The sequence below is a fragment of the Kribbella sp. genome, from assembly GCF_035687465.1.
In the GTDB taxonomy this organism is placed as follows: Bacteria; Actinomycetota; Actinomycetes; order Propionibacteriales; family Kribbellaceae; genus Kribbella.
The window spans coordinates 1-7,585 of the sequence record NZ_DASRXP010000012.1 but is presented as its reverse complement, the minus strand read 5'-3'; the positions used below and the strand labels follow the sequence as shown (position 1 = coordinate 7,585).

The window sequence follows — 7,585 nt, the reverse complement described above, 5'->3', positions numbered from 1 at the left end:
CATCTACCGCGACGACGAAGGCACCGAACACGTTGTTGAATGGGTGACCCAGCAGGACGTCGACCTCGCGCGACGGATCACCGAGATCGCCGTTGACCACAAGGTCGACGCTGACCCGGCCTCGGTCAGCGACATCGAGCTCGGCCTCGACACGGCGCGTTCCGCGACCATCGCCCCGGTGTGGGCCGCCTTACTGACCGGGAACGCCGATGCCCAGGGCCGCGGGACCCCCGGCGACGAGATCCGGGATGCCACGGGACGGGTGCCAAACCTGTGGTTCGGGGACGCCGACGAACACGAGGCCCCGGGTCAGCGGTTCCACATCGAGATCTATGTGGCGCCCGAGGTGGCCGAGCAACGGATCGCCGCTGCCGTCGCCGCGGGTGGGACCGTCGTCGATGACAGCGACGCGCCCTCGCTCACCGTGATCGCCGACCAGGACGGCAACCAGGGAATCGTCTGCGTCGACGCGTCCGCTGCGAAGAAGGATTGAACTGGCAAGTCGGGTGACCCGTGGATCGCCTGGGCGGCTATGGCTGGTTTGTTGGCCCCTGTGGACCGCCTTACGGTGCGGGCTCTGGTGCGGTGTCCTGGGCTTCGAGCGGGACCTTGATGTGCAGGCTGGTGCCGTTGCCGGCGGGGCTGGTGACTCGGAAGGTGCCGCCGAGGGCTTCGACTCGATCCTTGAGGCCGACCAGTCCGGATCCGTCGCTGAGGTCGGCTCCGCCGATTCCGTCGTCGCGGATGGCCAGCTGCAAGGTGGTGTCCTGCGTGTCGAGAGAGACCTTCACGGCCGATGGGTTCGCGTGCTTGGCAGCGTTGGTCAACCCTTCCGACACCACGTAGTACGCCGCGACCTCGACCGGCTCCGGCAGTCGTCGGTCGCCGTGCAGGTCGAGCTCCACCGGTATCACCGAACGGCGGCACAGCGCTCGGATTGCCGGCCCCAGACCCCCTTCGGACAGGATCGCTGGGTGGATCCCGCGGGCGAGCTCTCGCAGCTCGTCGGAGACGCTCGTCAGTCCCTCGGAAACTTGCGACAAGCCGCCTTCGAGCTCACCGAGCTGCGGGGGCACTATCGCCCGCGCGGCGCGCAGCTCGAGCCCGAGCGAGATGAGTCGCTGCTGGGTGCCGTCGTGCAGATCGCGCTCGATCCGCTTCCGTGCATCATCGGCGGCGGCGACGATTCGGGCGCGGGAGGCGGCGAGATCGGCTCGGCTCTCGGCGTTCGCGATCGCCGTCGCCACGAGCTCGGTGAAGGACGCAAGGCGCGACTCGGTGTCCGCAGGCAGTTGTTGCCCCGGCCTCGAGTGAGCGGCCGTCACACCCCAGAGGCGGCCATCGACGACGATCGGGGCCCCGACTGCTGAACTGGCGCCGTCGTTCCGGACGGCGACCCCAACCGGACCGGACGCATCGGCATAGTCGTCGATCCGGGCCGAGCGGCTCGTCTCGAAGACGATGGTGGTGACGTTGTTTCCCCCAATGGGCCACCGGCCGCCGACGGGGAACGCGTCGCCGACCGCGCTCGAGGTGGCGATGACGGTGAACGTGTCGTCGGACTCGTAGCGGGCCATCGCCGCGAACTCGACGGGCACCAGGCGCCCGGCCTCCTCGATGACCGCCGTGAACACTTTCTCCGGCGCCACCCCTTGCGCCACCAGGGTCGCGACCCGGCGCAATGCCTTCTGCTCCTCGACCAGCCGGGTCAGCCTCGCCCGGCTCTCCGCGTTCGCGATCGCCGTCGCCGACAGTTCCGTAAAAGCGGCGATCCTCGCCTCCGTGTCCGCCGGGAGCGATCCGTCGTGCTTCGACGAGGCGATCATCACCCCCCAGAGGGCCAGGTCGACCATGATCGGGGCGCCAACCGACGAGCGCAGCCCCATCTCCCGGCCCATTGCCGCCCCGGGCCCGGGAACATGCTCGTAGCCGTGGATCCGCGCGGGCTTCCCGGTGCGAAACACCCGCACCGCGACGCTTTCACCCTTGAGATCGACCCGCGCCCCCACCGCTATGTGATCCCCCGCGGAGCTCCAGGCCGCCACTGCCGTAGCCGTCCCGTCGGGCTCGTAGCGCGCCAGGTGAGTCACGTCGACATCCAGGAGCAGACCGACCTCACGCGCGACCGCCTCGAACACGTCGGATGGCGGGACCCGGCGGGCAACCAGCGTCGCTACCCGTCGCAGGGCGGCGCGCTCGTCCGCAAGCCGCGCCGATCGCCGCGCTAAGCGCTGCGCTAAGCGCTGCGCCCGCGCCGTCAGTTGGCCCACCGCCAAGGTCGACACCAGGTACGCCAGAAGCACCTCCCCCTGCTCCCAGGAACCTGGATTGAGGCTGTACCTCGGAGCGAGGTACAGGTAGTCGAATACGGCCACGCTCACCACCGACACAGCTGCCGCCGCCCATGCGCCGTACCTGAGTGCGATGGGGACGACCGCGAACAGGTAGAGGATCCCCAGACCCAGGGCCGGGACGCGTGGCGACAGCGCCTCGATCACCGCGGTGATCGTGGCGATAAGCGCCGCGCTCAGGAGGACTCCGCTGGCCCAGCGACGGATCGACGGGCTCACGCCGCGAGTATCTCCCGCGGCACGCGTGCAGTACATCCGTTACCCACGGATGTTTGGAGCATGACGGTCGGTAGGGTGTGGTTCATGGCTGACGAGTACCGCGTAGAGGTTGAGCTCAACGATGTTGAGCATGGGTTGTCGTTCTGGGAGCGGTTGCGGGCACTGGATCTGGATGAGGATGCGCGCAAGCGGCTCGGGAGCCAGGTGACGGTGACTCGGGACGGGTCGCGGATGCTGATCTACGCGAACACCGAAGAGGATGCTCGCGAGGCCGAGAAGACGGTTCGCGAGGTCGTCACCAACGATCACCTCAGCGCGGACTTCACCCTGACCCGGTGGAGCCACCACAAGCAGGAGTGGACGGATCCGAGCGTTCCGGAGGACCCCAACGCCCCGGAGCCGAGCTATGAGGGTGTCGAGACGCCCGACCCGCGGTACGTGGTGATGCAGGCCTACAAGCCGGAGTTCCTCCGCGACCTCGGGCTCTAAGGGTCACCAGAGAACCCTCAGCTGACTGCTTTCTTGATGAGAGCGGTGAGCTTTGCCTTGTCGGCGGGGGTCAGCTTCGTCAGGCCGAAGGCGGTCGGGAACATGGTGCCGTCGTCGATGTTCGCCGTGTCGTTGAAGCCGAACGTGGAGTACCTCGTGTTGAACTTCGCCGAGGGCTGGAAGAAGCAGACGACCTTGCCGTCCTTGGCGTACGCCGGCATCCCGTAGTAGAGCTTCGGCGAGAGGGCCGGCGCGTTGTCCTTGATGATGGCGTGGAGCTGCTCGGCCAGGCCGCGATCCGGTTGCGACATCTCGGCGATCTTCTCGACCACGGCCTGTTCCTCGTCCGCCTTCTTCCCGGCCGACTTCAGCTCCTTGGCGCGCTCCTTCATCGCGCCGCGCTCCTCCTCGGTGAATCCGTCGTACTTCTTCTCGGTCGTCGCAGCGGTCTTGGCGGGCTTCTTCGAGTCAGTCATTGCGGGATTCCTTCCCCGTGAGTCGCGATGTGATGACCCTCATGCTAGGCAGCAGCCCGCCACGGCGGCTTCTTCAAAACTGATCGATCCACTACGTCGGATCGGCGGCGGGCTCCGCATCGCCAGTCAACGAGCGAGCCTGCATCGCGGACTTCTGCGCAGCGCGAGCCGCATCTTGGTCCGGGTGGTAGCTGGCCAGCGCGTCGAGCACCGCAAGCGTGGCAGGGTGCTCGCACTGCCAGAGGCCCTCGAACAGCAAGGCTGCGTCGTACTCCGCCTCGTCGGCCAGCCCGCGGATCGTTTCCCGCACGGATCGCGGGTCGCCGTCCAGATCTGTGGCGACCATGTCGATGAAGACCCGGTGCAGGTCGTCCAGCGTGGACTGCTCCGCCGGCAGACCGCGGGCGGCTAGCCAGGCATTCGCGTGAGGGCGGAGGTCGCGATCGTCGAGGCAGGCCCGCACGCCCTTCTCCGCGCTCGGGCCCAGCTGGTTCAGCATGCCGAAAGCAACGACGCGATGCTCAGGCGAACCACCGCGGGCGTGCTCCAGGATGAGCTCGGCCGCAACCTCGGGCCCGAGCACCGCCAGCCAGTCCCTGAAGAGCTCGTCCGGGTCCTGCGTCAGGCCGAGGTCAAGCAGTACTTGTACGGTCGCGTCGGCCAGGTCGCTCACGTACGGCGCACGGAATCCACGCTCCTCGAACCAGCTGACCAGGCCGAATCTGCCCAGGTGGGTGAAGCGGACACGATCACCGTCGAAGGCCACCGCGTCAATAGCCTCCAGCCCATCCAGCTGCCGTCGGATGATCGGCTCGAAAGCCTGCTCGAACCCAGGTCCGCTGACGACCGAAGACAACGTCTTGGTCAGCGCATCGGCCTCCAGACCGGTGGTCGCGGCGAGTACGTGCGTCACGAGCTCAGCGACGGTGACGCCGCGAGTGTCGATGTACAGCCGCATCAGCAGCGGCATCTGCCGAGCCTCGTCATCGGGAAACACCAGCCCGCCCTGCAGGGTCAGCGACAGCAGGTCGATCCATAGTTCGACGATCGCGCGATCGTCATCCTTGCCCAGCTCCGGGCCAGGTCCGGCTCTCCCGGCGTCCACCTCAAGCAACGCGAGATCGCCGGCAAGGCTCCACAGCTCATTCAGCTCCGGGAACGCCTTGGCTGTCCGAGCTCCAGGATGATCCGGCAGGCCGAGTTCCCGTACTGCGCTCCGCGCGTCGGCGACCGTGAGGTTGCCTGCCTTCGTGACCCGCCGCTCCCCCGTCCATTCAGCGAGGCGCCGTATCCCCTCAAGGCGCCCACAAGCACGCGCGGCCGCGGCCAGCTCTCCGAAGGGCGGCACCCGGACGGCTGGCAGCTCGAACGTCAACTCTTGGAGCGGATCCATGGTCGCCAGCCTAGGCGTGGCACCTCACCGGGTGGCGAACCGCGGGGGTCAGTCAGCTGGGTCAGTGGCCGGCTCGAGGTGGAGCAGTCGAGCCGCTCGCAATGCGAGGTAGCGCTGCTCGGGCACGCTCGCGGTCATCTTCGCAGCCCACAGGTAGGACTCGCGCGCCGCGGCTGTTTCCCCCGCACGCTCGAGCAGATGCGCACGCACTGCCTCGAGGCGGTGCGTATGGGCCATTCGCTCGTCCTGGTCGAGTGTGCCCAGTACGGCGAGCCCGGCCTTCGGACCGTGCACCATGGCCTCGGCGACCGCGCGGCTGAGGGTAACGACCGGTCCGGGCGCCACCTGGGTGAGCACCTCGTACAAAGCCAGGATCTGCGGCCAGTCCGTCTCCTCGGCCGTCGGGGCCTCGTCGTGCAAGGCGGCGATCGCCGCCTGCAGCTGGTATGGACCCACAGGACCTGAGCCGAGGGTCCTGGCGACCAGCGCCAGGCCTTCGGCGATCACCGCGGTGTCCCACAACTCGCGACGTTGCTCGGCGAGCGGCACGATCGATCCGTCGGCGTCGGTCCTGGCCGTACGCCGTGCGTCGGTCAGCAGCAGGAGCGCGAGGAGGCCGGAGACCTCACTCTCGTCCGGTACCAGGCGATGCAGCAGGTACGCGAGCCGGATTGCCTCGGCGGTGAGGTCGGCCCGTCGCAGCGTCGGCCCGGAGCTGGTCGTGTACCCCTCGTTGAAAATGAGGTAGAGCACCTGCAGTACGACGTCGAGTCGCTCGGCCCGCTCCGGCGGTGGTGGTAGCTCGAAGCTGGCCCCGGCGTTCTTGATCTGCTGCTTGGCCCGGCTGATACGCCGCACCATCGTGTCCTCAGGGACGAGGAAGGCGGCCGCGATCTCGCTGGTCGTCAGGCCGCCGACGGCCCGTAGCGTGAGCGCGAGCTGCGACGAGGCAGACAGCGCAGGATGGCAGCACAGGAAGAGCAGCACAAGTGTGTCGTCCTGGTCGGCAACCCACTGACCGAGGTCTTCTGGATCAACTGCAGGCTCAAGGGCCGCAACTGCTTCCTCCCGCCGCCGTCGCGCGCTCTCGCTGCGCCATGCGTCGACCAGCGAACGGCCGGCAACGGTCAGCAGCCAGGAACGGGGGTTGTCCGGGATCCCCTCGGTCGGCCATTGCCGCGCCGCCGCCACCAGAGATTCCTGCACGGCATCCTCACACGCATCGAACTGCCCATGCCGACGCACCAGCACACCGAGGACCTGCGGCGCGTATTCACGCAGCAGCTCCTCAATCCGGCGTTGGGTGCTCATGCCGCCGGTCACAGCTGTGGCGGCTCGTCCATGATCTGCCGGACCTCCATCGGGTACTCCGTGTACGCGACCACCTGGGACACGATTTCGAGCGCCCGGTCCTCGCTCACGTCGACGATCCAGTAGCCGGCCAGCGATTCTTTGATCTCGGCGAACGGCCCGTCGGTCGGCACCGGCGCACCGTTGTGAAACCGAACGGTTGTTGCCCGGCTCGGGTCTATCAGCTTCTGACTGGCCACCAGTTCGCCGGCCTCCTTCAGCTCACCGTCGAGCTTCACCATCAGCTCGTGCATGCCCGTGATCCAGTCAGGTGATCGGTTCTCCAGCGTGGCGCCCAGGCCGCCGAACATCATGATCATGTACTTCATCTCGGTCCTCTCCTCCGGCGCCCGAGGCAGGCGCTCACCCCCAGGTCGGAGCGGTCGCCCGGTTTCGGACACCATCCTCCCGGTTCGGCCTACGTGTCCATCTCGCCGGTACGACGAACCGCGGGCCGCCGGCGTGGCGTCGTACTGTCAGGGGCGATCGGAAACCGTCGGGAGGACAACGTCGTGGAAGAACGAGAACAGGCCACCCTCGAGGTGCAGAACCGCATCAAAACCAGCTTCGAACGCCAGGGATTGATGGGCCATCTCGGCGCCCGGCTGACCCATATCGGACCAGGTCGCGTGCACGTCTTGCTGCCCAGCCGACCCGAGGTGACCCAGCAGCACGGCTACTTCCACGCCGGAGCCACTAGCGCCATCGCCGACAGCGCAGGCGGCTACGCGGCCTTCACCTTGTTCCCCGAGAACAGCTCAGTGCTCACGGTCGAGTACAAGATCAACCTCCTCGCACCCGCCGAAGGCGAACACATCGAGGCCATCGGAACAGTTCTCAGATCCGGCCGCACCCTGACCGTGTGCCAACTGGAAGTGTTCGCCGTCCAGGGCGCCAAACGCCTCTGCGTTGCCGCCGGCCAGCAAACCCTGATCTGCATCCACGGACGCGCCGACCAATGAACCCCTCAGCCGGCGCACGTCCGGTGCTGCGGAAGGTTGATGCGGTGATGGTCCGGGTGCCGGATCTTGACAGTGGGCTCGCGTTCTACCGGGACCAGCTCGGTCATGGGTTGCTCTGGCGGAACGACGAGATCGGGCAGGCCGGGCTCGCAGTACCGGAAAGTGATACCGAGATCGTGCTCACGACCGAACTCGACTATGCGCCGAGCTGGTTGGTTGCGTCGGCTGATGAAGCAGCTCGAGCCTTCATTCAGGCAGGCGGTCGAGTGATCACGTCGCCATTCGAGATTCCGGTCGGACGGTGTGCGGTCGTGGCTGATGCGTTCGGCAACGAACTGGTCGTAC

9 protein-coding genes are annotated in these 7,585 nt (G+C 67.4%); 4 read left to right on the top strand and 5 right to left on the bottom strand.

Going from position 1 to position 7,585, the window contains the following annotated elements; translation table 11 throughout:
- Positions 1 to 493 (top strand): VOC family protein (locus tag VFG33_RS00565; RefSeq protein WP_325021159.1); only part of this gene is annotated, 493 nt, incomplete at its 5' end.
- Positions 494 to 563: 70 nt separating this feature from the next.
- Here the strand turns inward: VFG33_RS00565 and VFG33_RS00560 are convergent.
- The gene (locus tag VFG33_RS00560) at positions 564 to 2,570 is read right to left on the bottom strand and encodes a sensor histidine kinase (protein WP_325021157.1); all 2,007 of its coding nucleotides are present in this window, start codon (positions 2,568 to 2,570) and stop codon (positions 564 to 566) included.
- Positions 2,571 to 2,654: 84 nt separating this feature from the next.
- Here VFG33_RS00560 and VFG33_RS00555 point away from each other — a divergent pair, with 84 nt between their 5' ends.
- Positions 2,655 to 3,059: a hypothetical protein gene (locus VFG33_RS00555; protein ID WP_325021155.1), complete on the top strand. Its 405-nt coding sequence runs from the start codon at positions 2,655 to 2,657 to the stop codon at positions 3,057 to 3,059.
- 17 nt (positions 3,060 to 3,076) lie between these two features.
- On the opposite strand, the gene VFG33_RS00550 is transcribed toward VFG33_RS00555, so the two are convergent.
- The 4 genes from VFG33_RS00550 to VFG33_RS00535 form a co-directional block, all read right to left on the bottom strand.
- On the bottom strand, positions 3,077 to 3,535 hold the full coding sequence (locus tag VFG33_RS00550) for an iron chaperone (RefSeq protein WP_325021153.1): 459 nt from the start codon (positions 3,533 to 3,535) through the stop codon (positions 3,077 to 3,079).
- Between the two features lie 91 nt (positions 3,536 to 3,626).
- Positions 3,627 to 4,928: a hypothetical protein gene (locus VFG33_RS00545; protein ID WP_325021151.1), complete on the bottom strand. Its 1,302-nt coding sequence runs from the start codon at positions 4,926 to 4,928 to the stop codon at positions 3,627 to 3,629.
- Between the two features lie 48 nt (positions 4,929 to 4,976).
- Positions 4,977 to 6,239, bottom strand: coding sequence for an RNA polymerase sigma factor (locus tag VFG33_RS00540; protein WP_325021149.1), 1,263 nt, complete (start codon positions 6,237 to 6,239; stop codon positions 4,977 to 4,979).
- A gap of 8 nt (positions 6,240 to 6,247) precedes the next feature.
- On the bottom strand, positions 6,248 to 6,607 hold the full coding sequence (locus VFG33_RS00535) for a YciI family protein (protein ID WP_325021147.1): 360 nt from the start codon (positions 6,605 to 6,607) through the stop codon (positions 6,248 to 6,250).
- Between the two features lie 183 nt (positions 6,608 to 6,790).
- Here VFG33_RS00535 and VFG33_RS00530 point away from each other — a divergent pair, with 183 nt between their 5' ends.
- Positions 6,791 to 7,240: a PaaI family thioesterase gene (locus VFG33_RS00530; protein WP_325021144.1), complete on the top strand. Its 450-nt coding sequence runs from the start codon at positions 6,791 to 6,793 to the stop codon at positions 7,238 to 7,240.
- A partial coding sequence (locus VFG33_RS00525; RefSeq protein WP_325021142.1) for a VOC family protein occupies positions 7,237 to 7,585 on the top strand: 349 nt, incomplete at its 3' end. The genes VFG33_RS00530 and VFG33_RS00525, both read left to right, overlap by 4 nt.